The organism is Turicibacter sp. GALT-G1 (assembly GCF_025594995.1).
GTDB classification, from domain to species: domain Bacteria; phylum Bacillota_I; class Bacilli_A; order MOL361; family Turicibacteraceae; genus Turicibacter; species Turicibacter bilis.
The window spans coordinates 1-1,468 of record NZ_JAMQUS010000063.1; the positions used below are offsets into that span (position 1 = coordinate 1).

Annotated in this window: 2 protein-coding genes; both read left to right on the forward strand. The window is 26.6% G+C overall.

The features are described from left to right. Positions 1-423: 423 nt before the first annotated feature. The gene (locus tag NEH74_RS11070) at positions 424-837 is read left to right on the forward strand and encodes a helix-turn-helix transcriptional regulator (RefSeq protein ID WP_155062466.1); all 414 of its coding nucleotides are present in this window, start codon (positions 424-426) and stop codon (positions 835-837) included. A 126-nt stretch (positions 838-963) separates the two neighbouring features. Then, positions 964-1,284 (forward strand): DUF3846 domain-containing protein, encoded by a 321-nt coding sequence (locus tag NEH74_RS11075; protein WP_155062465.1) that lies wholly within the window; start codon positions 964-966, stop codon positions 1,282-1,284. Positions 1,285-1,468 lie beyond the last annotated feature (184 nt).

Consider the following 1,468-nt stretch of genomic DNA (forward strand, 5'->3'; position numbering starts at 1 on the left):
CCAGTTTTAGTTAAAGAATTTATGTAGTCGATTACATCTTTGTTAATTTCTATTTGTTCTGTTAGTTTCAAAATCACACCTCATTTTATATAAATGTTTTTGGATATATTTATTATATCACTTTAAATGAAAAATAATTATAAAAAAAATATATATAAATAAAAAAATATATTATAGATGTAGTAAAATACTACATAAAAAATAAAAAAAATATAGTTTTTATGTAGCGTTTTGCTACATAAAAAATTGAAAAAACAAAATTACTAGTATAGTGAGAGTTTTAGCAAATAACTAGAAAGATTTTGTAATAAGCTTTAGACACAATTCTTCTGAATTTTGTCTTTATTTTTCTATTTTAGTTTATTGACGTGTGAGTGAGTGAGGTATATAATAAGCATATCTAAAATATAATGAGGTGTTACAGTGAATAAGACTAACCTGGAACGAGAGCAGTTAAGACAATGGTTAATTAAGACGAGAAAAAAAATGAAACTTACTCAAAAAGATTTATCATTAGAAACTGGAATTTCAATAAATGCTATTAGAAATATTGAACAAGGTCAGCGTTTTGGATCAAAAGAAACGTGGAATAAGTTCTATAAGGTTTTAGGCGATCCATGTCAGTCAGTTGCGAAAAGTGGTAGAAAGATAGTTGTTAAAGTAGAAGTGCATACTGGATATGTTAGGTCTGAATCTAAAGATTATTTAGAATTTTATGAGAGTGATTTTGAGGGAATGAGTGAGATAGAAAAAGAGAATTTTATTAATGAACAAGTATTTGAATATATGCTTTCTAGGATAGAGTGGCATTGGGAGATAGAAAAAGCAGAGGGTTAATTAGTAGTCAGCTAATTAACTTTTTTTTATTTTTAAAAAAATGCAAATATTAATATTTTATGCTTGAAACGAGTGAGTGAGTGAGTTATAATATAATTAAGTTGATAAAGAAAGTAGGAATAAGGTATGAAAGTAATTTATATTGAAGGTAATGATAGTGAACCAGTGGTAAAAGATATAAAAGGAGATTTAGCAGAATTACAAAGTTTAGTTGGTGGCTATATTCAAGTTATTTATTATCATGATGTAGCAATTGTTTGTAATGAAGATGGTAAATTTTTAGAGTTAAAACCAAATAGGCTAATTATTGATCGTGATAGAAATTTATACGATATTATCTGTGGACCAATGCTTGTTACTTCTCAAATTGAAGATGGAAGTTTAACGGAAGAACAAATTGAAAAATGGAAATATGTATTTTCAAAAAGAGAGAAAGATTTTCACTAGAAAGGCACAATTATGTGCCTTTTTTTATTGATTAATGTGTCCGAGGAAACATACAGAAAATATGCTATAATAAGTGTGTGTCCGAGGAAACACTTAATTTTAAAAGATTTTTAGTTAACACAAAATTTTGGATTAATTATTTCAATTTGACTAAGGAAGCATGTGAGCAGATCATTAATGCTAT